This window comes from Pseudomonas saponiphila, from assembly GCF_900105185.1.
In the GTDB taxonomy this organism is placed as follows: Bacteria; Pseudomonadota; Gammaproteobacteria; order Pseudomonadales; family Pseudomonadaceae; genus Aquipseudomonas; species Aquipseudomonas saponiphila.
This window is the reverse complement of record NZ_FNTJ01000001.1, coordinates 1,409,139-1,432,434: the sequence shown is the minus strand read 5'-3', so window position 1 is coordinate 1,432,434 and position 23,296 is coordinate 1,409,139. Positions and strand designations below refer to the sequence as shown.

General features: G+C 63.9%; 21 protein-coding genes. 3 read left to right on the top strand and 18 right to left on the bottom strand.

Annotated features, from left to right (window positions below):
* Positions 1-34: 34 nt before the first annotated feature.
* The 4 genes from BLV47_RS06850 to BLV47_RS06835 all read right to left on the bottom strand — a co-directional run bounded on the left by BLV47_RS06850 (position 35) and on the right by BLV47_RS06835 (position 3,713).
* Positions 35-898 carry an efflux RND transporter periplasmic adaptor subunit gene (locus BLV47_RS06850; protein WP_092311400.1) on the bottom strand — a complete coding sequence of 288 codons (864 nt, stop codon included), beginning with the start codon at positions 896-898 and terminating at the stop codon, positions 35-37.
* Between the two features lie 10 nt (positions 899-908).
* Positions 909-1,115, bottom strand: a complete 207-nt coding sequence (locus BLV47_RS06845) for a DUF1656 domain-containing protein (protein ID WP_092311397.1) — start codon at positions 1,113-1,115, stop codon at positions 909-911.
* Positions 1,102-3,090 carry an FUSC family protein gene (locus BLV47_RS06840; protein WP_092311394.1) on the bottom strand — a complete coding sequence of 663 codons (1,989 nt, stop codon included), beginning with the start codon at positions 3,088-3,090 and terminating at the stop codon, positions 1,102-1,104. The genes BLV47_RS06845 and BLV47_RS06840 overlap by 14 nt, the downstream gene beginning before the upstream one ends.
* A gap of 155 nt (positions 3,091-3,245) precedes the next feature.
* Positions 3,246-3,713, bottom strand: coding sequence for a ferritin-like domain-containing protein (locus BLV47_RS06835; protein WP_092311391.1), 468 nt, complete (start codon positions 3,711-3,713; stop codon positions 3,246-3,248).
* Positions 3,714-3,941: 228 nt separating this feature from the next.
* Here BLV47_RS06835 and BLV47_RS06830 point away from each other — a divergent pair, with 228 nt between their 5' ends.
* Both BLV47_RS06830 and BLV47_RS06825 read left to right on the top strand, forming a co-directional pair.
* Positions 3,942-4,178: a DUF3820 family protein gene (locus tag BLV47_RS06830; protein ID WP_015636734.1), complete on the top strand. Its 237-nt coding sequence runs from the start codon at positions 3,942-3,944 to the stop codon at positions 4,176-4,178.
* An 11-nt stretch (positions 4,179-4,189) separates the two neighbouring features.
* Complete coding sequence (locus BLV47_RS06825; protein ID WP_092311388.1) at positions 4,190-5,380, top strand: aminotransferase class V-fold PLP-dependent enzyme; 1,191 nt, start codon at positions 4,190-4,192, stop codon at positions 5,378-5,380.
* A gap of 171 nt (positions 5,381-5,551) precedes the next feature.
* Here BLV47_RS06825 and BLV47_RS06820 read toward each other — a convergent pair whose 3' ends face one another.
* The 3 genes from BLV47_RS06820 to zwf are packed head-to-tail and all read right to left on the bottom strand — an operon-like array spanning position 5,552 to position 8,404.
* Positions 5,552-6,217: a bifunctional 4-hydroxy-2-oxoglutarate aldolase/2-dehydro-3-deoxy-phosphogluconate aldolase gene (locus tag BLV47_RS06820; RefSeq protein ID WP_060844418.1), complete on the bottom strand. Its 666-nt coding sequence runs from the start codon at positions 6,215-6,217 to the stop codon at positions 5,552-5,554.
* 17 nt (positions 6,218-6,234) lie between these two features.
* Positions 6,235-6,948 carry a 6-phosphogluconolactonase gene (gene pgl, locus BLV47_RS06815; protein ID WP_092311385.1) on the bottom strand — a complete coding sequence of 238 codons (714 nt, stop codon included), beginning with the start codon at positions 6,946-6,948 and terminating at the stop codon, positions 6,235-6,237.
* Entirely contained in the window at positions 6,935-8,404 is a 1,470-nt protein-coding gene (zwf, locus tag BLV47_RS06810) for a glucose-6-phosphate dehydrogenase (RefSeq protein ID WP_092311382.1), read from the bottom strand. The genes pgl and zwf overlap by 14 nt, the downstream gene beginning before the upstream one ends.
* 226 nt (positions 8,405-8,630) lie before the next feature.
* Between zwf and BLV47_RS06805 the strand changes: the two genes are divergently transcribed.
* Entirely contained in the window at positions 8,631-9,491 is an 861-nt protein-coding gene (locus BLV47_RS06805; RefSeq protein ID WP_170001736.1) for a MurR/RpiR family transcriptional regulator, read from the top strand.
* Between the two features lie 28 nt (positions 9,492-9,519).
* On the opposite strand, the gene BLV47_RS06800 is transcribed toward BLV47_RS06805, so the two are convergent.
* The 11 genes from BLV47_RS06800 to edd form a co-directional block, all read right to left on the bottom strand.
* On the bottom strand, positions 9,520-10,374 hold the full coding sequence (locus BLV47_RS06800) for a D-hexose-6-phosphate mutarotase (protein WP_092311379.1): 855 nt from the start codon (positions 10,372-10,374) through the stop codon (positions 9,520-9,522).
* Positions 10,375-10,503: 129 nt separating this feature from the next.
* Positions 10,504-11,853 carry a carbohydrate porin gene (locus BLV47_RS06795; RefSeq protein WP_092311375.1) on the bottom strand — a complete coding sequence of 450 codons (1,350 nt, stop codon included), beginning with the start codon at positions 11,851-11,853 and terminating at the stop codon, positions 10,504-10,506.
* An 88-nt stretch (positions 11,854-11,941) separates the two neighbouring features.
* Positions 11,942-13,102: an ABC transporter ATP-binding protein gene (locus BLV47_RS06790; RefSeq protein WP_092311372.1), complete on the bottom strand. Its 1,161-nt coding sequence runs from the start codon at positions 13,100-13,102 to the stop codon at positions 11,942-11,944.
* 3 nt (positions 13,103-13,105) lie between these two features.
* Positions 13,106-13,951, bottom strand: coding sequence for a carbohydrate ABC transporter permease (locus tag BLV47_RS06785; protein ID WP_019094567.1), 846 nt, complete (start codon positions 13,949-13,951; stop codon positions 13,106-13,108).
* Positions 13,944-14,852 (bottom strand): carbohydrate ABC transporter permease, encoded by a 909-nt coding sequence (locus BLV47_RS06780; RefSeq protein ID WP_060840679.1) that lies wholly within the window; start codon positions 14,850-14,852, stop codon positions 13,944-13,946. The genes BLV47_RS06785 and BLV47_RS06780 overlap by 8 nt, the downstream gene beginning before the upstream one ends.
* Positions 14,853-15,038: 186 nt before the next feature.
* On the bottom strand, positions 15,039-16,331 hold the full coding sequence (locus BLV47_RS06775; RefSeq protein ID WP_092311369.1) for an ABC transporter substrate-binding protein: 1,293 nt from the start codon (positions 16,329-16,331) through the stop codon (positions 15,039-15,041).
* A 116-nt stretch (positions 16,332-16,447) separates the two neighbouring features.
* Positions 16,448-17,707 carry a D-mannose isomerase gene (locus tag BLV47_RS06770; RefSeq protein ID WP_092311366.1) on the bottom strand — a complete coding sequence of 420 codons (1,260 nt, stop codon included), beginning with the start codon at positions 17,705-17,707 and terminating at the stop codon, positions 16,448-16,450.
* A gap of 291 nt (positions 17,708-17,998) precedes the next feature.
* On the bottom strand, positions 17,999-19,468 hold the full coding sequence (locus tag BLV47_RS06765) for an ATP-binding protein (protein WP_092311363.1): 1,470 nt from the start codon (positions 19,466-19,468) through the stop codon (positions 17,999-18,001).
* Entirely contained in the window at positions 19,458-20,204 is a 747-nt protein-coding gene (locus tag BLV47_RS06760) for a response regulator (protein WP_371920244.1), read from the bottom strand. The genes BLV47_RS06765 and BLV47_RS06760 overlap by 11 nt, the downstream gene beginning before the upstream one ends.
* A gap of 92 nt (positions 20,205-20,296) precedes the next feature.
* Entirely contained in the window at positions 20,297-21,253 is a 957-nt protein-coding gene (locus BLV47_RS06755; protein ID WP_092311360.1) for a glucokinase, read from the bottom strand.
* The gene (edd, locus tag BLV47_RS06750; protein ID WP_092311357.1) at positions 21,250-23,076 is read right to left on the bottom strand and encodes a phosphogluconate dehydratase; all 1,827 of its coding nucleotides are present in this window, start codon (positions 23,074-23,076) and stop codon (positions 21,250-21,252) included. Before edd ends, BLV47_RS06755 begins: the two co-directional genes overlap by 4 nt.
* Between the last annotated feature and the right edge of the window lie 220 nt (positions 23,077-23,296).

Genomic DNA, 23,296 nt, shown 5'->3' with positions numbered 1-23,296 from the left:
GACGACGGCGATGGATTCGCCGGCAAGCCGACTCCTACCGTTTACCCTCCTCCACCTGCACGCTGGCGGTCATGCCGGCACTCAGGCTGATGCCTTCAGGCACCTTGTCGAGCTGGATCCGCACCGGTATCCGCTGGGCCAGACGCACCCAGTTGAAGGTCGGTTCGACTTCCGCCAGCAGTTGCCCGTCAGGGGTGGCGTTGCGATCGGTAATGCCCCGGCTGATGCTTTGCACGTGCCCCTGCAAGGCATCGCCAGCACTCATCAGCCAGACCTTGACCGGATCGCCGACGCGGATCCGCGGCAGCTTGGTTTCCTCGAAATAGGCCTGCACGTAGAACGTCGAATCATCGATCAGCGCCATCACCGGCTGCCCGGCGTTGACATAGTTGCCTTCGGCCAGACGCAGATTGGTGATGTGCCCATCGCGGGGTGCGCGCACCTGGCTGCGGGCCAGGTTCAGTTCGGCGACCTTGGCCTCGGCCTGGGCCTGGCGCAATTCGCCGCGGGCGATACCGGCGTTGATCTGGGCGTTCTCCCGTAGTTCGGCACTGATGGCCTGGGGCCCCAGGGCGGCGCGGCGGCTGGCCTCGTGCTCGCGCAGGCTCAGTTGCTGCTGGCGGGTCTGCACCACCGCCTGGGCCTTCTCCAGCGCGGCCTCGAAACGCTCGCGATCGATGCTCAGCAGCAAATCACCGGCCTTGACCTGCTGGTTGTCCGCCACCTTGAGTTCGCGCACCCAGCCGGACACGTCCGGGGCCACGATCACCACATCGGCACGGATCCGCGCATCCCGGGTCCAGGGCGTGAGCATGTAGTACTGCCACAGGTGATACCCGGCGAAGATCGCCACCGCCACCAGGCACAAGGTCACTACGACACGTACAGGTGTACGCATAATCAACTCCTTATAAAGGTCCCAGGACCACCGTGATCAGGGTCAGGACGCACACGTAAAGGGCGCAATCGAACAGGGCTTCATGCCAGATCCAGCGCCCCAGCCCGGTGACTCGCACCAGCACCCGCAGACCGGCGGTGACCACCAGGGCCAGCACCACATAAATCAGAAACGGGCTGAGCAACACCCCGCCCAACGACCACTCACGCAGCCCCATGGCTGTCCTCCTGCTGCCGGCACCAAGTGCGCCAGCTGTTGTGCAATTGCACCACCGCGCCCTTGGCCAGCTTCAAGGCGTCGCTGGGCGGCTGTTGCTCCAGGGCGGCGAGCAAGGTGGCGCTGGGCTGCGCCAGCGCTTCCTGACATGGGCCCGCCGGCCCCTGTTCCAGAACCCGTTGCAACTGCTCGAAATACTCGCGCTGCGCAGCACTGACCGGCACCTGGGCCACCGCCAGGCTCAGGCGCAGGTGCAGCAGCTCGTCACCGATATCCAGGCCCAGCAAACCATCGTCCCAGCGGCTGCGGGCCGGTTCCGGCAGCTCCGGGTAATGCCGAGCCAGTTGCAGCAGACGGTCGGCCATGCGCCCGCCGAACCAGCTTTCCGCGCCCCGCAGGTTACGCCGGGTCAGGCGCACCAGATCGCTCAGGGTCGCCGCCAACAGCCGCCGGCCATGCCAGGCCGGGTTGCGCAGGATCAGCAGGTGAAAGGCCAGCACCGCAGCTCCCACCCCCAGCACCATGGCCTGGGCGTTATTGAAGAAACTGGCGACATCGAAACTCATGTGGTTCATCGGCGAGATCAACACGATGAAGTGCAGGCAGAACGAGGTGGCCGTGGCGCCGGTCTGCGGCTTGGCCATGCCCAGTGCACCGAAGAACAGCGGCACGCCCATGGCCATGGCCAACAGCGCAAAACCGCTCCATTGCGGCAGCAGGATCTGCCCCACCAGGAACGCCGCCGGAACCGCCAGGAAGATCCCGCGCATGAAGCTCATGCCGATCTGCGCACCGTTTTCACGACTGGCGAACAGGCTGCAGACCACACAGGTCAGGAGCATGGCCCCAGAGGCGGCAGGCCAGGCCGTGGCCAGCCAGAAGCTGGCCACGGTCAGGAATGCCAAGGCACTGCGAGCACCGAACACCAGGGCCAGCGACAGGTCGCGATGGGGCGTCAGGGTTGCCGGCTGCTCCAGCGGCGCGCGCCCTTGCTGCACCGCTTCCAGCGCATTGCTTGCCGCCAGAGCGGTATCCAGCAGCAGCGCCAGGCGTGCCAGACAAAAGCTCTGCGCCGCGCTGAGCCGGGCATCATGGGAGGCCTCCAGCAGGCGCGGACGCAACGCTTGCAAGGCCTGCTTGTCGGAGCCGCCCAGGGCCTCCTGCACCGGCGCCATCAAGGGCTGCAGTTGCCGGGCCTCGTCGGCGTCCAACTGTTTCCACTGGCGGCGTACCGAGCGGGCAATCCGCAACAGCATCAGCAGCTTCTGGCTCAGGCCACTGATGGCCCGCGCTCGTTGGCGGCCCATCGGGCCTTCGAACCAGGCGTGCTCCCGCTGGGAATCCACGGCGACAATGCGCCCGAGTATCTCCAGCAAGCCCTGGCGCGCCAGCGCATCGCCGGCCAGGGTCGCGCGTGCCGCCTGCATGCCGCTGTGCCAGGCGCTGCGAGCCTGATCCGCCAGTTGCCGCTCGACCCGCATCGGCCAGATCAGGGCACTGCTGGCCGTGGCGCAAATGATCCCCAGGGAGATTTCCGTGCAACGGGCCACGGCCTGATCGAACACCGTCAACGGGTGGCTGATGGCAGGCAAGGCGATGATCGCCACGGTGTAACCCGCCAGCACGAAGGAATACGACCAGGCACTGCGCAGCAGCGTGGAACTGGCGGTGCACAGCCCCAGCCACAGGGCCAGGGCCAGCAGGAACAGCCAGGGCGTCTGGGCGAACAGGCCCATGAACAGCACCGACATCAGCGTACCGATCAAGGTCCCCAGCAGCCGGGCCAATCCCTTTTGCAGCACCATGCCGGACAACGGCTGGGCGACGATGAACGCGGTCATCAGCGCCCAGGCCGGCTGCTCCAGGCCCCAGCGCAAGGCCAGCCACAGCGCCAGACCACCGCCCAACAGGGTCTTGATCGCGAACTGCAACGCAGGAAGGCTGGGAGCAAACAACGCCTGCAAGGTAATAGGCACGAAGCGGGACTCTCGAAGGGATGAATTAACCATAGTCGTGATCGCCACGAGCGGGCGCGAGCTAATTATTAGCTAGCTAACTAAATCCCGTCCAGCACTAAATCCCGGGCATAAAAAAACGCCAGACTGGCTGGCGTTTTTGACAGGTTTATCACTTACGAACGGGCACGGGCCTGGTTGCGCAAGACTTTGACCTGATCGTGATTGCGTTGCACGCCGTGGTACTGGCGCTCCACCACGTCACGGATGCCCACCAGGTTGTGCTTGGCAATTTTCTCCAGGGCTTCCTTGTAGGACTTCAGCGCGTGATCTTCACCGCGTTCGGCCTCGTTGAGCACCGCCTCCTCGTCCTTGCCGGTCACCAGCGACTTGAGGTCGACCCAACGGCGGTGCAGGTCGCCACTGAGGCTGGTGGAGGTTTCCGGGTCACCGCCCATGGAACGCACCACAGACTGCAGTTCGGCAGCGGCAGTCGCGCAATCGGCGGAGCGCTTGATGAACAGCGCCTTGAGCTCCGGATGCTGGATGTCCTCGGCACAGGTCTTGAACCCTTCCTGACCGTCCTTGCTGGTCTCGATCAGGCTGTTGAGTACCGAAATCGCTTCTTTGTTCAAGTCAGTCATTGTCTGGCTCCTTACGGGTTGGGAGAGTTGAGTCAACTGCTGAGTTAACTGCTGGACTAACCTTTGCACCCGCCATGCCAGACTTTTCACATATATTTTTTACTTATATTTCAACGACTTAATCAATCCGAATAAATCTGTATCCGCGTTATTTGCATGATCTGTCATTTGGCCTGCATGCAGAATGCCTGTATTTTCACAGGCGTTCGAACCACCGCCAGGCCACCCATGACTCCTGAAACACTTGAACTGCTGGTCACCCGGGAAATGCCCTTCGGCAAATACAAGGGCCGCATCCTCGCCGACCTGCCCGGCCCCTACCTGAACTGGTTCGCCCGCGAAGGCTTCCCCAAGGGGGAATTGGGTGGCCTGCTGGCCCTGATGCAGGAAATCGACCACAACGGACTGTCCGATCTGCTGGACCCGCTACGCGCCAAACACGGCAAACCCAAGCCCCGTCACTGAAAGAGCCCGCCATGCCAAGGACTGCCGACACGCTTGCCCGCGACGAACAACACTGGCAGGGCATTGCTCGCCAGTTCGATCTCGAGCCGGGCCCGATCAACCTGGAAAACGGCTATTTCGGGCGCATGACCCGCACCGTGGCCGAGGAATACCAGCACAACATCCATTGGGTGAACCGCAGCAACTCGGTGCTGGTGCGCCAGCGCTTCGAACAACTCGACGCCCTGCAGATCCGCGGCCAGCTGGCGGCACTGCTGGGGGTGCCGGACAATGCCGTGGCCCTGACCCGCTGCGCCTCCGACGCCCTGCAGTCGCTGATCCGCAACTACAACCGCCTGCAACCGGGCGACCAGGTCCTGGTCAGCGACCTGGAGTACGACACGGTCAAAAGCGCCATGCGCTGGCTGGCCCGCCAGCGCGGGGTCGAGGTGATAGAAATCGTCCACCCGCACCCTGCCAGTTTTGACAGCCTTGTCGGCGCCTACACCAATGCGTTCCAGCGTTATCCAAGGCTCCGACTGATGCCCCTAACCTACGTCACTCATCGCAGCGGCCTGGTCATGCCGGTCCAGGCGATTGCCGCCGCGGCTCGGGAACACGGAGTCGATATCATCCTCGACGGCGCCCATGCCCTGGGCCAGATCGACTTCGACCTGACCGAGCTGGGCATCGCCTTTGCCGGCTTCAACCTGCATAAATGGATCGGCGCACCGCTGAGCCTGGGCTTTCTGTATATCCACCCTGAGCGCCTGCAAGACATCGCCCCGGACATGGGCGAGTTCCACTTTCCAAGTGATGACGTGCGCGCCCGCACGCCCTACAGCACCCCGAACATTCCTGCGCTGATGACCCTGCCCCGGGTGTTCGAGGAACACCGGGCCATGGGCGGCGCGGCAACCAAGGGCGCGCGCCTGAACTACCTGCGACACACCTGGAGCGAAGCGCTGCGCGAGCTGCCGGGAGTCGAGATCATGACCCCGCAGGACCCGCGCCTGTGCTGCGCCATCAGCGCCCTGCGCTTCACCGGGCATTCGGACCAGCAGGCCCTGGTGAATCGCCTGCTGCAGGACTACAACCTGTTCACCGTGGTCCGCAACGGCGCAGGGTTCGGCCCCTGCATCCGCATCACGCCGGGGCTGGCGACACCCCTTGAGCACATGCAGCGGCTGATCCAGGCGGTGACCGAACTGGCTCGCCACTAAGCGCCGCGAGCACCGCCCCCCGGCCCAGCAACAGCCGCGCCAGCCGAGCAGCGCGGCGTTGCAGGCCGTGGCGATTGAACGCTACCGGGCTTTTCGCCAGGCAAAAAAAAACGGTGCACCGACCAAGCGCACCGTAAAGCCGTAGAACACACCAACGAATCAGATAAAACTTCAGTCCAGCAGGGCCAGGGCCTCGGCCGTGCATTCTTGAATCCGTGCCCAGTCGCCGTTCTTGATCCACTCGGGATCGAGCATCCAGCTACCGCCCACGCACATCACATTCTTCAAGGCCATGTAGCTCTTGATGTTGGCCGGACCGACACCGCCGGTCGGGCAGAATTTAACTTCGCCGAACGGGCCACCCAGGGCCTTGATCGCCGCCACACCGCCACTGACTTCCGCCGGGAACAGCTTGAAGCGGCGATAACCCAGGGCATAACCCTCCATGATTCCGGAGGCGTTGCTGATCCCCGGCAACAGCGGGATCGGGCTGGCCACGCTGGCTTGCAGCAGGTCACGGGTAATCCCCGGGGTGACGATGAACTGCGAGCCGGCCGCCTCCGCTGCCGCCAGCATCTGCGGATCGAGCACGGTGCCGGCACCGGTCACCAGTTCCGGGCGCTGCTCGCGCAGGATCTGGATCGCCTTGAGGCCGAACTGCGAACGCAGGGTCACTTCCAGGGCCGTCAGGCCACCGGCGGCCAGGGCATCGGCCAGTGGCAGTACATCCTGCTCCCGGGCGATGGTGATCACCGGCAGGATCCGCGCCTTGGCGCAGAGGCTGTCGATCAGGGCAACTTTGTCCGCCATGGAAACGGTCGGGGATAGGTTTGTCATAGCGGCTGATCCTTGGCTCATGGGCACCAGTAAATCTCTAACGGGGTTTGCAGGAAGGCGCGAATCGGCATCTCGGCGACAGCGTCACCAGCCAGTGCGGCGCTCAGGGTGGCCAGCTTGGACTGACCGGAAATCGACAACAGCGAATGCCGGGCCGAAGCCAGCAAGGCCCGGCTCATGCTCAGGCGCTGATGGGGCACGCTCGGCGCCAGCATCGGCCAGCAGCGGCGAGTGCCGTCGGCCTGGAGCGCTTCGGCCAGGTTCGGGCTGTTGGGAAACAGCGACGCGGTGTGGCCGTCATCGCCCATGCCCAGAACCAGCACATCGATGCCCGGCAACTCGGCCAACAGACGATCGGCCTGCTGGGCCGCCTCCTCCAGATTGGCCGCGGCGCTGTAGAGGCTGAGGAAACCGGCCTTGGCCACAGGTCCCTGAAGCAGGTAACGCTTGAGCAGGCCAGCATTGCTGTCGGCATGCTCCACCGGCACCCAACGCTCGTCCGCCAGGGTGATCAGCACCTTGGACCAGTCCAGTTCCTGTTTCACCAGGGCCTGGAAAAACGCCACCGGGCTGCGACCACCAGACACCACCAGGGTCGCCTGCCCGCGGGCGGCAATGGCCTCGCGCAGCAGCTCGGCCACTCTCAGTGCCTGGCCTTCAGCCAACAGCGTCGGGCTGCGGAATTCGTGGGCGGCTACACCCGCCGGCAGTTGCAAATCAGATATCGCCATACCAGGACCTCCCATCCCGCGTGATCAGAGCAATCGAGCTCATCGGCCCCCAGGACCCGGCCGCATACGGCTTGGGCGCATCGCCGGATTTCTTCCACCCGGCAATCAACTGGTCACACCACTTCCACGCGGCTTCGATTTCATCTTTGCGGACAAACAGGTTCTGATTGCCGCGCATCACTTCCAACAGCAACCGCTCGTAGGCATCGGGGATCCGCGCGCTGCGATAGGTATCGGAAAAATTCAGCTGCAACGGACCGCTGCGCAGTTGCATGCCCTTGTCCAGGCCTTGTTCCTTGGTCATCACCCGCAGCGAGATACCTTCGTCCGGCTGCAGGCGAATGATCAGCTTGTTGCTGATCTGCAGGCGCTGCTCGGGGGCGAAGATGTAGTGCGACGGTTCCTTGAAGTGGATGACGATCTGCGACAGCTTCTGCGGCATGCGCTTGCCGGTGCGCAGGTAGAACGGCACCCCGGCCCAGCGCCAGTTGCGGATATCGGCACGCAGGGCGACGAAGGTTTCAGTGTCGCTCTGGGTATTGGAGTTTTCTTCCTCCAGGTAACCCGGCACCGACTGGCCTTCACTGTGGCCGGCAATGTACTGGCCACGCACCACCTGGGTGGTCAGGCCTTCCGGGCTGATGGGCGCCAGGGCCTTGAGCACCTTGACCTTCTCGTCACGGATGCTGTCGGCGGAGAGGTCCGCCGGTGGGTCCATGGCGATCAGGCAGAGCAGTTGCAGCAGGTGATTCTGGATCATGTCCCGCAGTTGGCCGGCCTTGTCGAAATAGCCCCAGCGGCCTTCGATGCCGACCTTCTCGGCCACGGTGATTTCCACGTGGGAGATGTAATTCTGGTTCCACTGGGTTTCGAACAGGCTGTTGGCGAAACGCAGGGCGATCAGGTTCTGCACCGTCTCCTTGCCCAGGTAGTGGTCGATCCGGTAGATGCGGTTTTCCGGGAAGAACTGGGCCACCGCGTCGTTGACCTTGCGCGAGGAATCCAGGTCCGAGCCGATGGGTTTTTCCAGGACCACGCGGGTGTGCTGGTTGAGCCCGACCTTCGACAGGTTCTCGCAGATCGCGCCATACACCGCGGCCGGAGTGGCGAAGTAGGCGATCAGGCGCTGTTCGCTGCCGACGCGCTCGGCCAGGGCCACGTAGTCCTCGGCCTTGAGGAAGTCCACATGCAGGTAGCTCAGGCGGGCCAGAAAGGTCTTGAGAACCTCGGCATCGATGTCCTTGTCGCCGACGTACTTGCGCAACTCGGTTTCGATGTTCGCCAGGTGCTCCAGCTCGCTGCCCGGCTCACGGGCCAGGGCCAGAATCCGCGTGTTCTCGTGCAGCAGACCGGCGGCATCGAGTTGGTACAAGGCAGGAAACAGCTTACGCAGCGCCAGATCGCCCAACGCGCCGAACAAGGCAAAGGTGCAGGGTTCAACCGTAATCGAAGGCATGATGTTTGTTCTTTTATCAAGTTAAGCTACAAATACCTTTTTTCAAGGCATCACTCAAGGAAAAATGTAGTAATAAACACAACATTTTTACAAAATACAGATTCCAGGTGGTGGTCGTTCCGAGCCATCAGTAGGATAGGCCTCCTCTCAACTTCGCATTGCGGGCGCTTGTCTCGGCTCTGCCGCGGCGCCTGTCTAGCCGATCTAGGAAACGTTAATGGACCGAGTGCGAAATCTTCTGGAGCAGATCCAGAACCGCCTTGAAGAACTGAACAAAGCGGAACGTAAAGTCGCCGAAGTCATCCTGCTCAACCCGCAGCAGGCGACTCGCTTCAGCATCGCCGCCCTGGCCCAGGCCGCCTCGGTGAGCGAACCGACGGTCAATCGCTTCTGCCGCTCCTTCGGCGTCAGCGGCTACCCGGAACTCAAGCTGCAACTGGCCCAGAGCCTGGCCAGCGGCGCGGCCTACGTCAGCCGCGCGGTGGAGGCCGACGACAACCCCGAAGCCTACACGCAAAAGATCTTCGGCAGCGCCATCGCCTCCCTGGACAGCGCCTGCCAGGCCCTGGACCCGAACCTGATCAGCAAGGCCGTCGACCTGTTGATCCAGGCCCGGCAGATCCACTTCTTCGGCCTCGGCGCCTCGGCCCCGGTGGCCATGGATGCGCTGCACAAGTTCTTCCGTTTCAACCTGGCGGTCACCGCCCATGCCGACGTGCTGATGCAGCGCATGATCGCCTCGGTGGCCCACACCGGCGAGCTGTTCGTGATCATCTCCTACACCGGCCGCACCCGCGAACTGGTGGAAGTGGCACGCATTGCCCGGGAAAACGGCGCATCGGTGCTGGGGCTGACCGCGGAAAACTCGCCCCTGGCCAAGGCCAGCACCCTGAGCCTGAACATTCCGCTGCCGGAAGACACCGACATCTACATGCCGATGACCTCGCGGATCATCCAGCTCACCGTGCTCGACGTGCTGGCCACCGGCATGACCCTGCGCCGCGGCGTGGACTTCCAGCCGCACCTGCGCAAGATCAAGGAAAGCCTCAACGCCAGCCGCTATCCGGTGGGCGACGAGTTCAACTGAGGCCGGCCGGCTCGCCGGCCAGCAACGCCTACACCGCAGCCCGCGCCTGCAAGCTCAGGTGCGCCTGCTCCCCCGGCGCCAGGCATAGGCTGTCGGTGCCCCCGGCAGCCGCTTCGACACAGACAAACCGCGACACCTCATTCCAGCTCACTCCCAGCAGCGGCCGGCTCCCCGGATGCCAGACCACGGTGTCGGCGTCGTCACCGGTATCGATGCACAGCTCGCGTTGCCAGGCGTGATCCTTGAGCTGCAACTCGCCTTCGTGCTGGAACACCCGCTGGCAACCGCCCTCGACCCGCAACTCGCCCTGCTGCTGGCAGGCCTGGCGATTCAACTGGTCGTAACCCTGGGCGCCATCGAGCCCAGACAGCGCTACCTCGCCGACGTCGCCAATACGCCAGTAGGCGTGCAAAGCCTGGCTCAACTGGCAGGGTTCAGTGTCCTGATGCTCGGTGCTCAGGCGCAGGTCCATGCCCTGGCCCAGATGCGCATGCAGGTCCACCTTCCAGTCGCACAGCTGCAATTGCCAGTGCAGGCGCACGCCGTCCTCATCGTTGCTGCTGTCCAGCAGCTTCCAGTCCAGGAGCCGCGCCCAACCGTGGGACGGCCAGGCATTCTCGCTGGGGTGACGGCCATACCAGGGCCAGCACACCGGCACCCCACCACGGATCGCCCCCACTTGCGGCCACTTCGAGGCGCACCACAGCCAGGGCTTCTGCCCGGCCGGCTGGAAGTGCAGCAACTGGGCCCCCTGGCGACTGAACACCGCCTGGCACAGCGGGTGATCGATCACCAGCACATCGCGCATCTGATAGCGCTCCCAGGCGAACACCGGGCGTTCACGCAAGGATTTGAAAAAGCGTTGTAGCGGATGCTCATGCATGGGCCGCGGTCCTGAAAATCACTGCTGTCTCGATATTCATGAGGGGCTGCGCCTGCCCCACAAAAAAAAGCGGACGGCCTGGGCCATCCGCAAAATGCGCACATGGAGAAGGAGCTTATCGCAACAGCTCTAGAACACCGACTGAATTTTCAGCCCGGCCACCACCGCGTTATCCACTTGCTCCACGCCGCCCGGATGGGTGATGTATTGCAGGTTGGGGCGCACGGTCAGCCAGTTGGTCACGTGGAAACCGTAGTTGATCTCGTAGTTGTATTCCGTATCGCGCAGCGGCATGTACAGCGGGTTGTCGTAGTTGCTGATGCCGTTGTCCTCATTGATCAGCTGGGCGTTCTTGCGCACATCGTCGTTGACGTGGATACGCGCGAAACCGATGCCCACGTCATCTTTCGGACGGGCGTCGAACGGCCCCTTGTAGACGAACATCAACGACTGGTAGTTGTCGACGACGTTGGTGTCCTTGTCGTGGAAGGTGGCGTTGGCGGCGATGTTCAGGCCACGGGAAGCGTCACCGTTGTGCGTGGTGAGCTGCTGCTGGGCAACGAACCAGTAGCCGTGCTTGCTGTCGTGCACGCGATAGGCTTTGCCTGTGTCCGCGGCGTCCTGGCCGTTGACGTCCTTGCGCACGTCATTGGCGTCGGCCGTGCTCTTGTAGTAACCCACGCGGTATTCGCCCGGCAGGCTATTGAGCTTGGGCGACCAGACCAATTCCACCGGCAACACCGTGCCCTTGGTGCCGCTGCCGCTGAGCTTGAAGCCGTTGCCGTGCTCCAGTTGCGAAGGGTTCTGGTTGTAGGCGCCGATCTGCGCATACAGCTCGGGGGTGATGTTGTACTTGACGCGCAACGCCGCCTGGCTGACCGGCCAGTTGTACCAGATGCCGGTGGCCCAGTTGCCCACCTGGGAGCCGCAGAAGGCCAGGTTCTGGAACTCGCAGGGGAAGGTGTTGAAGTCTTCGCCCTCGCCGAAATAACCAGCCTTGACGTCCAGCTTGCCGTCAAGGAACTGGTGCTGAACCCACAGCTGGGTCAGCCGCACCATGTGCCCACGACCGTAGACTTCCTGGGAGGAACTCAGGGTGCCGGCACGGGGGTCGCCGATGCGGTCATTGGAGATGTTCTGACCGTTGCGGTTGGTCAGCTGGATCTTGGCCTGGGTGTTGTCCCAGCCCAGCAGTTTCTGCAGATCGAAAGCCACGCCAAGGCCGAACTGGTCGCTGTAGCGCCCGGTCTTGTCGTCGTTGTAGCCACCACGCAGGTTGGCGCCCATTTCCCCGACGTAGTCGGCCTTGATGTCGATCCCCTGCTCGATCAGCTTGGTGCGCTCACCGCCCCAGTCGCCGGTCATCCACTTGGAACTGGCGCTGAACGCCTCGTCAGCCAGGGCATGGCCGGACAAGACCAATGCCGCAGCCGCTGACAGCTGGCAAAGCAGCCGAGTGTTGCTGTGTCGCTTTTTCATCCCTACATCCTCGTCTTTATTGTTATTAACGATCTATCCAACGTGGTTTACAGCGGGTGCGACGGATGACAGGCCATCCGCCATGGATTCAGCGGCCCTTGAACTGCGCCACATTGCCGCTACGGGGCTCGGACGCCGGCGTACCGGCGGTTCCCAGGCGCTCGCCGCTCTGGGCATCGAACAGCAGCACCCGGGCCGGATCGAACTGCAGGGTCAGGGTTTCCCCGGCATCGGGGGCCTGGTCCGGTGCCAGGCGGCAACAGACCTTGGTGCCATTGAGGGTGACGAACACCAGGGTGTCGGGGCCGGTGGGCTCGACCACCTGGACCTCGGCGCGCAGGGTCGGCAAGCCATTGGCTTCGGCGGGAGCCAGGGAAATCTGCTCCGGACGGATGCCGAGGATCACCTCGCGGTCTTCCAGACCGGCGTCCTGCGGGCCCAGGGGCAGCTCGCAACGGGCCTGGCCACTGTCCAGCAGGGCCTGCAGGCGGCCGTCCTTGCGTTGCAGGCGCAGGGGAATGAAGTTCATCGGCGGCGAACCGATGAAGCTCGCCACGAACAGGTTGGCCGGGTCGTTGTAGATCTGCTTCGGCGTGCCGAACTGCTGGATGATCCCGTCCTTCATCACCGCCACCTTGTCGCCCAGGGTCATGGCTTCGATCTGGTCGTGGGTGACGTAGACCGTGGTGGTCTTCAGGCGCTGGTGCATCAGTTTCATTTCGGTGCGCATCTCGACCCGCAGCTTGGCGTCGAGGTTGGACAGCGGCTCGTCGAACAGGTAGATCTTCGGCCGCCGCGCCAGGGCCCGGCCCATGGCCACCCGCTGTTGCTGGCCGCCGGAAAGCTGGCCCGGCTTGCGGGTCAGCAGGTGCTCGATCTGCAGCAGCTTGGCCACCCGCGCCACTTCCGCGTCGATCTCGGCAGTAGGCATCTTGCGGATCTTCAGGCCGAAGGCGATGTTGTCGCGCACGCTCATGGTCGGGTACAGCGCGTAGGACTGGAACACCATGGCAATGTCGCGATCCTTGGGGCTCATGCCGCTGATGTCGGCATCGTCCACCAGGATCGCCCCGCCGCTGATGTTCTCCAGCCCGGCGATGCAGTTCATCAGGGTGGATTTGCCGCAGCCGGAGGGGCCGACGAGGATCAGGAACTCCCCGTCGTCGATCTTCAGCTCGATGTTCTTCAGGGTGTCGGGCAGCCCGGCACCGTAGGTCTTGTTGACGTTGCGTAATTCGAGAGTGGCCATGCTTTACCCCTTGACTGCGCCGGACGTCAGCCCGCGCAGGAAATACTTGCCGGCGAAGATGTAGACCAGCAGTGTCGGCAGCCCGGCGATCATCGCCGCCGCCATATCAACGTTGTATTCCTTGGCCCCGGTGCTGGTGTTGACCAGGTTGTTCAGGGCCACGGTGATCGGTTGCGCGTCGCCGCTTGCAAACACCACGCCGAAGAGGAAGTCGTTCCAGATCTGGGTGAACTGCCAGATCAGGCAGACCATGATGATCGGCACCGACATCGGCAGCAGGATCTTGCCGAAGATGGTGAAGAACCCAGCGCCGTCCAGGCGCGCCGCCTTGACCAGGGCATCCGGCACGCTCACGTAGTAGTTGCGGAAAAACAGCGTGGTGAAGGCCAGGCCGTAGACCACGTGCACCAGCACCAGCCCTGTGGTGGTGTTGGCCAGGCCGAACTTGCCGAGGGTGAACGAGGCCGGCAGCAGCACGGTCTGGAACGGCAGGAAGCAGCCGAACAGCAGCAGGCCGAAGAACAGCTGGGAGCCGCGAAAGCGCCACATCGACAGCACGTAGCCGTTCATCGCACCGATGAAGGTGGAGATCAGCACCGCCGGCACGGTGATCTTCACCGAGTTCCAGAAGTAGCCGCCCACGGTGTCCCAGGCCTTGATCCAGCCGATGCCGTCCACCACCTGGGGCCAGCTCAGCAGGTTGCCGGTGCGGATGTCTTCCGGGGTCTTGAAACTGGTCAGCAGCATCACCACCAGCGGAATCAGGTACACCGCCGCCGCCAGCAGCAAGGTGGCGTAGATGGCGATCCGACTGAAGTTCAGGGTCGGCTTGGCGAGGGAGTTAGTCATGACGCTTGCCTCGCAGTTCGGAGTACAGGTACGGCACCAGGATGGTCAGCACGGCGCCGAGCATCAGCATGGCGCTGGCCGAACCTATGCCCATCTGGCCCCGGCTGAAGGTGAAGGAATACATGAACATCGCCGGCAGGTCCGAGGAGTAGCCCGGGCCACCCGCGGTCATCGCCGCCACCAGGTCGAAGCTCTTGATGGCGATGTGGGCGAGGATCATGAAGGCGCTGAAGAACACCGGACGCAGGCTCGGCAGGACGATCTTCAGGTAGATGGTCGGCAGGCTCGCACCGTCCACCTGGGCGGCGCGGATGATCGATTGGTCAACACCGCGCAAGCCCGCTAGGAACATCGCCATGACAAAGCCCGAGGCCTGCCACACGGCAGCGATCACCAGGCAGTAGACCACCCGGTCCTGATCCACCAGCCAGTCCAGGCGAAAGCCTTCCCAGCCCCAGTCGCGGAGCATCTTGTCCAGGCCCAGGCCGGGGTTGAGCAGCCACTTCCAGGCGGTGCCGGTGACGATCATCGACAGCGCCATGGGGTACAGATACACGGTGCGGATGAAGCCTTCCTTGCGGATGCGCTGGTCCAGCAGCACCGCCAGGAACACCCCCAGCACCAGGCTGATGGCGATGAACATGCCGCCGAACAGCGCGAGGTTCTTGCTCGCCACCCACCAGCGGTCGTTGTCCATCAAGCGCAGGTATTGCTGCAGGCCGACCCACTTGTAGCTCGGCATGAAGCTGGAATTGGTAAAGGACAGAATGAACGTCCAGATGATGTAGCCATAAAACCCTACGAGCACGATCACCATGCTCGGCGCCAGCACCAGCTTGGGTAGCCAGCGCTGCAATGCGTCCAGGGGTGAGGCCTTGCTGAAAACCGCCACAGAGCTCATCGCAATAACCCGGTTGAAGAAATGAAGTCCGACGCGCCCTCCGTAGGAGCGAGCTTGCTCGCGAACGCGATCCAACCGTCGACACCCAGGGTGAATGTCAGGCCGTCATCGCGAGCAAGCTCGCTCCTACAGAAGGGGGAGGCATCGTCAGATGAATCGCCGCAGGCAAGCCTGCGGCGTGCGCAGTCACTGAGCGGCCTTGACCGCCGAGGCCAGTTGCGCACCGGCCTTGGCCGGGTCCGCATCCTTGTCGTTCATGAAGTTAGTGACCACGTCGAAGATCGCGCCCTGCACCGCCAGGGAAGTGGCCATGTTGTGCGCCATGCTCGGCTGCAGGCCGCCGGTCTTCTCGTCCGCCAGGAAGTCCTTGGCCGACGCCTGGGCGCAGGAGTCGAAGCCTTCGGCGCTCATGTCATTGAGCATGTCGGTACGCACCGGGATCGAACCCTTGTTGATGCTGAAGACCTTCTGGAAGTCCTTGCCCAGGGCGACCTTGGCCAGGTCCTGCTGAGCGGCGATGTCACCCTTGCGATCGGCCTTGAGCTTGAACACCGCCAGGGAGTCGATGTTGTAGGTGAAGGCCTTGTCGGTGCCCGGGAACGGCACGCACTGGTAGTCCTTGCCGGCGACTTTCTTCGCCGCGGTCCACTCGCTCTTGGCCCAGTCGCCCATCATCTGCATGCCGGCCTTGCCGCCGATCACGTCGGCGGCGGCGATGTTCCAGTCACGTCCGGCGCGGTTGGGGTCCATGTAGCCGGTGATCTTCTTCAGCTCGGCGAAGGCCTTGACCATTTCCGGGCCGGCGAGGGTTTTCTGGTCCAGGTCCACCAGGGCTTTCTTGTAGCCTTCAGGCCCCATGACCGAGAGCACCACGTCTTCGAACACGGTGCTGTCCTGCCACGGCTGGCCACCGTGGGCCAGGGCGATGAAGCCCGCGGCCTTGAGCTTGTCGCCGGCGGCATAGAACTCTTCGAGGGTGGTCGGGGCCTTGTCGATCCCGGCCTTCTTGAATACGGCGGGGTTGATCCACAGCCAGTTGACCCGGTGGATGTTCACCGGCACGGCGACGTAGTCCCCTTCGTACTTGACGGTGTTGGCCACCTTGGACGAAAGCAGGCCGTCCCAGTTTTCCGCCTTGGCCACGTCCTTGAGGGTGTCGGTGCTGAGCAGGCCGGTGCTGCCCCATTCCTGGATGTCCGGACCCTTGATCTGCGCCACACCCGGCGGATTGCCGGCCACGGCGCGGCTTTTCAGCACGGTCATCGCGGTGGAACCGCCACCACCGGCCACGGCGCCGTCCTTCCAGGTGAAACCGTCTTTTTCCACTTGGGCCTTGAGCACATCGACGGCAGCTTTTTCACCACCCGAGGTCCACCAGTGGACAACTTCCACGGAACCTTTGGAGTCGGCGGCAAGGGCACTCAGGGGGAACAGAGAGGCAAGGGAAATGACAGTGGCGAGGCGAGAAATCGCATTCATTTGAAGTACCTTTCTTGTTGTTATGCATGCAAGTCTGGTGCTTGCGCTGCACACGAGTCTAAACAGCCTAGTCGAACGTTCGGGTAACGAAGCGACGGTGAAATGTCACGACATGGTTACACAAGGCCCGGAACAGACGCCTGGGCCAAGGCCGAGGCCATGCTCGGCGCCAGCGCCAGGCGCGGAATCAGCACCGCCTGCCAGGCGTGATAGAGGTCCGGCTTGCCGCCCCAGATCTCGGCGGCCGGGCGATTGTCGCGGCCCAGTTCGTGATGCCAGCTGCCCTGCTGGCGATCGATGAAATGCGCTTCGCAGAAGTCCCAGAAACGCCGGTACCAGACCTCGTACTGCTCCTGGCCGGTGCGCTTGAGCAAGGCGCTGGCGGCGGCGCTGGCCTCGGCGTGGGTCCAGTGCAAACGCTGGTGCACCACCGGCCGGTTGTCCCAGTCCAGGGTGTAGACGATGCCCAGGGCGCCATCCACGTCCCAGCCGTGGCGGCAGTTGCTGGCGAACAGGCGTTGCGCATCCAGGGCCAGCCAGCCCGGGGTCGGCATCCCGGCCAGGTCGCGCGACGCCTCCAGATGCAAGAGCAGGCGCGCCCACTCGAAACCGTGGCCCGGCGTGGTGCCGAAGGGCCGGAAACCATCGGCGGGAAAGGCCCGGTTGTAGTCGCGCAGAGGCTGCCAGTCACAGTCGAAATGCTCGATCACCATGTAGTCGTTGGCGGCGGCGTGCTGATGGATCACCCGCTCGACGATGCGCAGGGCGCGGTTGAGCCAGCGCGGGTCCCGGGTGACATCGGCCAGGGCCAGAAAGGCCTCGGTGGCGTGCATGTTGCTGTTGGCGCCGCGATAGGCTTCCAGCTCGCTCCAGTCGCGATTGAAGGATTCGAGCATGGCGCCCTCCTCCTCGCTCCAGAAATGCCCGTCGATGATGCGGATCGCCTCCTCAAGCAGGGCCTCGGCACCCGGCCGCTGCGCCACCACCGCGGAGCTGGCGGCCAGGGCGACAAAGGCGTGCAGGTAGGCGGCCTTGGCGCTGTTGCCATCCGCCTGCCCGGCCACGGCGAACCAGCCGCCGCGCTCGGCATCGCGCAACGGCCCCATGAGCGCGGCGATACCGTGATCCACCAGCCCGGCATAACCCGGCAGGCCCTGAATATGCGCCATGGCGAAGCTGTGGGTCATGCGTGCGGTGTTCATGGTTTCGGCGCGGGCGCCTTCGGGCAGGCGGCCCCGGGCATCGGGATTGCCGAAGCCCTGAGAGAGTCGTGAAGCCTTGGCGAAATCCAGCAGGCGCAGGCCTTCGGCGGCGAGCCAGGCCTGATGCGCAGGCGCATTCAACCAACTGCGCAGTGGCAGGGAAAGAGTGTCCATGGGTGACCTGTTGTTGTTTTTATCGAAGGCCTGAGTCTAATCAAGCCGTGCACAACGGCAGGTAACGAAGGGCACGCACAATGTCACCAACCCGTGACATTGCACAGCTCCCTCCCGTAGGAGCCGGCTTGCCGGCGAAGAGGCCCTTGGGTCCTGTGGTGCCCTTGAGGACGCCTTCGCTGGCAAGCCAGCTCCTACACAAGCCAGCTCCCACACAAGCCAGTTCCTGAACAAGCCAGCTCCCGAACAGGTCAGCTCCTGAACAGGTCAGCGCCTGCACAGGCCAGCCGCTCAGTCGGAGGTCCGGGGCAGGTACAGGGTCACCCGCAGGCCGCCTTCGCGCAGGTTCTGCAGGCTGACTTCGCCGCCATGGCTGTGGGCGATGTTGCGGGCGATGCCCAGGCCCAGGCCGTAGCCCTGCTGCTGGCCGGCCAGGCGGAAGTGCGGCTCGAACACCTGTTCCAGGCGCTGCTCCGGCACGCCCGGGCCTTCGTCGTCCACATGCAGGACGAAGCCGCTGTCGTCGTCTTCGATGTACAGGTGGGCGTTCTGCCCGTACTTCAGGGCGTTGTCGATCAGGTTGCCCATGCAGCGCTTGAGCGCCAGGGGCTTGCCCGGATAGCTGGCCAGCGCCCGTCCCTGCTGGGTTACCCGGCCATTGCCATGGGGCGCCAAGTAAGGCTCCACCAGGCAGTCGAGCACCTGGTTGAGGTCCACCGGCTCGATGTTCTCGTGGATGTCGGTGTCCTTGACGCACTGCAACGCGCCCTTGACCAGCAATTCCAGTTCGTCCAGGTCGCGGCCGAACTTGGCTTGCAGTTGCTCGTCCTCCAGCAGTTCGACCCGCAGGCGCAGGCGGGTGATGGGGGTGCGCAGGTCGTGGGAAATGGCACTGAACAGCTGGCTGCGCTCGGTCAGGTAGCGGCTGATGCGTTCGCGCATGCTGTTGAAGGCCCGCCCCACTTCCACCACTTCACTGCCACCGCCCTGCGCCACCGGCTCGACGTCGGCGCCCAGGGACATGTCCCGCGCCGCCCGGGCCAGGCGCTTGAGGGGCCGGCTCTGCCAGTGCACCAAGAGGCCGATGAACAGCAGCAGAAAACCGCTGGTGAGGAGGATGAACCACACCTGCTGCGCCGGCAGGCCCTGCTCTTCGAGACTGGTGTAGGGCTCGGGCAGCAGCGAGGCGATGTACAGCCACTCCCCGGGGGCCATCTGGATCTGGGTCACCAGCACCGGTGGGTTCACCGGCTCCAGGGTGAGGGCGTAATGGGCCCAGGAGCGGGGCAACTCGTCGAGCTTGAGGCCGCCATTGAAGATCCGCAGGTCATCGGGGCTGACAAAGGTCACCGAGATATCCGCGTCATTGCCCAGGGACTGGCGCAGCACCTGTTCCACCGCCTGCAGCACCGCTTCCTTGCGCGCAGTGGCGGGCAGCACCTGCATGCCCAGGGGCTTGTCATTGAGGGTCACGACAAAGCGGGTGCCGCCCATGCTGCGCAACTGGTCCAGCACCAGGGGCCGGTACGCCACCGGCAACGAACGCAGGTAGCTGACGCTGGCGGTCATCGAATGGGCCAGGCTGCGGGCGCTGGTCACCAGGCCTTCGAGCTGGGTGGCGCGCAACTGCGAAACCCAGATCACGCTGGACAGCGCCTGGGCGAACAACACCGCGAGCAAGGTCAACAGCAGCATGCGGCCCAGCAGCGAGCGGGGCACCGGCACCCGTCGCAGCAGACCGCGCAATGCCTCAGAGAGCATTGCCGGCAACCACATTGGCTGCCAACTGATAGCCGCTGCCACGCACGGTGCGGATCAGCCGCGGCGGCTTTTCGGTGTCCCGCAGGCGCTGGCGCAGGCGGCTGACCGCCATGTCGACGATGCGGTCCAGGGGCATAAGGTCGCGACCACGGGTGGCATTGCCGATGGTGTCGCGGTCGAGGATTTCCTGGGGATGGTCGAGGAACAGCTTGAGCAGGGCGAAGTCGGCGCCAGAGAGAATCACCTCCTCGCCGTCGTTGTGGAACAGCCGGTGACTGATCACATCCAGGCGCCATTCGTCGAAGCACAAGACTTCACCGGCGACCCGCTCCTGGGCGAACTGCACGCGGCGCAGCAGCGCCTTGATCCGCGCCTGCAGCTCCCGGGGGCTGAAGGGCTTGCCCAGGTAGTCGTCGGCCCCCAGTTCCAGGCCGATCACCCGGTCGGCCTCGTCGGAGCTGGCGGTGAGCATGATGATCGGCACCTGGCTGCGCCGTGGATGCTGGCGAATCCAGCGGCACAGGCTGAAGCCGTCTTCGTCGGGCAGCATCACGTCGAGGATCACCAGGTCGCTGGGCGCCTCGTTCAGAGCCTGACGAAAACCGGCGCCATCGGCGGTCGTGCGCACCTGGAAACCACAACGGCTGAGGTAGGTTTCCAGCAGCTCGCGAATTTCCTGATCGTCGTCGACCAACAAGATCGACTTACTGACTGAACTCACCGGGGCCGTCCTCATTGTTGGGCAGGGAGCGCGATTATGCCTGATGGCGGGAGGCCTGTTAGCGCCTCTTCGCCGGCAAGCCGGCTCCTACGCCATGCGGCTCGGTGTCAGCCCTGGGCCTGCTCCAGGGCTACACCGGCGCCGGTCAGCCCGGAGTACGGCGCGGTGACCAGCCATACCGGAATGCCCTTGAAGTAATCGCTCATGCAGCCCTTGTCGGCAAAACTCTTGGCAAAGCCACTCTGGATGAAGAAATCGGCAAAGCGCGGAATCACCCCGCCGACGATATACACCCCGCCCCGCGCGCCCGTGGTCAGCACGTTGTTGCCCGCCACCCGCCCCAGCCAGCAGCAGAACTGCTCCAGCACTTCCCGGGCAATCGGATCACCGGCCAGACCGGCCGCGGTGATGGCTTCCGGGGTATGCAGACGCGGTTCATGACCGTCCACCGCGCAGATCGCCCGGTACAACCGGGGCAATCCGCTGCCGCTCAAGGCGGTTTCGGCGCTGACATGGCCAATCTCGGCGTGGATGTGTTGCCAGAGCTGGGTTTCCCGCGGACTGCTCAAGGGCAGGTCGACATGGCCGCCCTCCCCCGGCAAGGCCATGTAGCGACCGTCGCCGAAATCCAACAGGGTGCCGACGCCGAGGCCAGTGCCCGGGCCGATCACTACCGCCGGACGCAAGGGCTCGGCGACACCTTCGCAGACCACGCGAAACTCATCAGGCTGCAGACGGGTCATGCCCAGGGCCATGGCCGAGAAGTCGTTGACCAGCAACAGCCGCTCCACTTGCAGGGCCTGGCAGAACGCCTGACGGCTCAGGCGCCAGTGGTTGTTGGTGAAACGGAACTCATCACCGCTGACCGGACCGGCCACCGACAGGCACACCGAGCCGATGGCGCCCGGGGCCAGGCCCTGGGCGTGCAGATAGGCCAGGATGGCGTCTTCCGGGCAGCGATAATCCGCCGTTGCCAGCACCTGGATCGCGTCCAGCTGCTGATCCTTCCACAACGCGAACCGCGCGTTGGTCCCACCGATGTCACCGACCAGGGCCAGTTTCAATTAAGCGTCTCCAGTGCAGAGGTAAAGGCGCTGGCGCCCTGCTCCGCCGAGCTGAAGGCCATGCGCATGAAAGCGAAGAGTTCGCGGCCGGTGCCGACGTTGTTGCCCAACAGGCCCTTGGCCGGTTCCCGGGCGGCGAATTCGGCGGCGTCGACCTTGAGTTCCAGGGTGCCCTTGACTCCGTCGACGCGAATGATGTCACCGTCCAGCACCCGGGCCAGGGCTCCGCCGACCTGGGCTTCGGGACTGACATGAATCGCCGCCGGAATCTTGCCCGAAGCACCGGACATACGTCCATCGGTGACCAGCGCCACCTTGAAGCCACGGTCCTGCAGCACCCCGAGGAACGGGGTCATCTTGTGCAGCTCGGGCATGCCGTTGGAGCGCGGGCCCTGGAAGCGCATCACCGCGACGAAGTCCTTCTCCAGCAGGCCGGCCTTGAACGCATCGGCCAGATCCTGCTGGTCCTGGAACACCACCGCCGGGGCTTCGACGATCTGGTGTTCGGCAGCCACGGCGGAGACTTTCATCACCCCACGGCCGAGGTTGCCTTCCATGACTCGCAAGCCGCCTTCCGGGGAGAAGGCACGGTCCACCGGCCGCAGGATGTTTTCGTCGAGGCTTTCGATCGGGCCGTCGCGCCATACCAGCTTGCCGTTGTCGAGGAACGGTTCCTGGGTGTAGCGACTCAGGCCGCGGCCGGCCACGGTGTTGACGTCCTCGTGAAGCAGGCCGGCTTCCAGCAGTTCGCGAATCAGGAACGACATGCCCCCCGCGGCCTGGAAGTGGTTGATGTCGGCCTTGCCGTTGGGATAGACGTGGGACAGGGTCGGCACCACCTCGGACAGGTCAGCCATGTCCTGCCAGGTCAGCTGGATGCCCGCCGCCTGGGCGATGGCTGGCATGTGCAGGGTGTGGTTGGTGGAACCACCGGTGGCGTGCAGGGCGACGATGGAATTGACCAGGCAACGCTCGTCGACGATCTCGCCGATGGGCATGAAGTTGCCGCTCTGCTTGGTCAGGCGCGTGACCTGCTGCGCCGCCTCATGGGTCAGGGCGTCGCGCAGCGGCGTGTTGGGGTTGACGAAGGAGGCGCCCGGCAGGTGCAGGCCCATGACTTCCATCAGCAACTGGTTGGTGTTGGCGGTGCCGTAGAAGGTGCAGGTGCCAGGGCTGTGGTAGGACTTCATTTCCGACTCCAGCAACTCTTCGCGGCTGGCCTTGCCTTCGGCATAGCGCTGGCGCACATCGGCCTTCTGCTTGTTGGAGATCCCCGACACCATCGGCCCGCCCGGGACGAAGACCATCGGCAGGTGACCAAAGCGCAGGGCGCCCATCATCAGGCCCGGGACGATCTTGTCGCAGATCCCCAGCATCAGCGCGGCGTCGAACATGTTGTGGGACAGGGCCACCGCCGTGGACAGCGCGATCACCTCACGGCTCGGCAGGCTCAGCTCCATGCCGGCCTCGCCCTGGGTCACGCCATCGCACATGGCCGGGGTGCCACCGGCGAACTGCCCCACCGAACCGATCTCGCGCAGGGCTTTCTTGATCTGCTCGGGAAAGTGCTCGTAAGGCTGGTGGGCCGACAACATGTCGTTATATGACGAAACAATTGCCACGTTGGCCGCGTTCATCATCCGCAGGCTGTGCTTGTCTTCGGCGCCGCAACCGGCCACGCCGTGGGCGAAGTTCGCGCACTGCAGCTTGCCGCGCTGCGGACCATCGCTGGCGGCACCGCGAATCAACGCCAGATAGGCCTGGCGAGTGGCGCGACTGCGAGCGATAAGCCGTTCGGTGACCTCAAGAACGCGGGGATGCATATGTAGAACTCCAGGCTAACGGATGTGGCGACCTGTTTGTCTATGCTGTTCAGACGCACCGCCACTCAGAGACAGCGGAGGAGTTTCTGACCACTTGGACCAGTTGATTCAGGTCACTCGTTGTAGATAAAACAAAATATTGCCACTAAAAAGGCTTGTTTTCTATTTCTATGCGAATAATCTTGTAATTCCAACAACAAATTCAACGACAGGCGTTTGC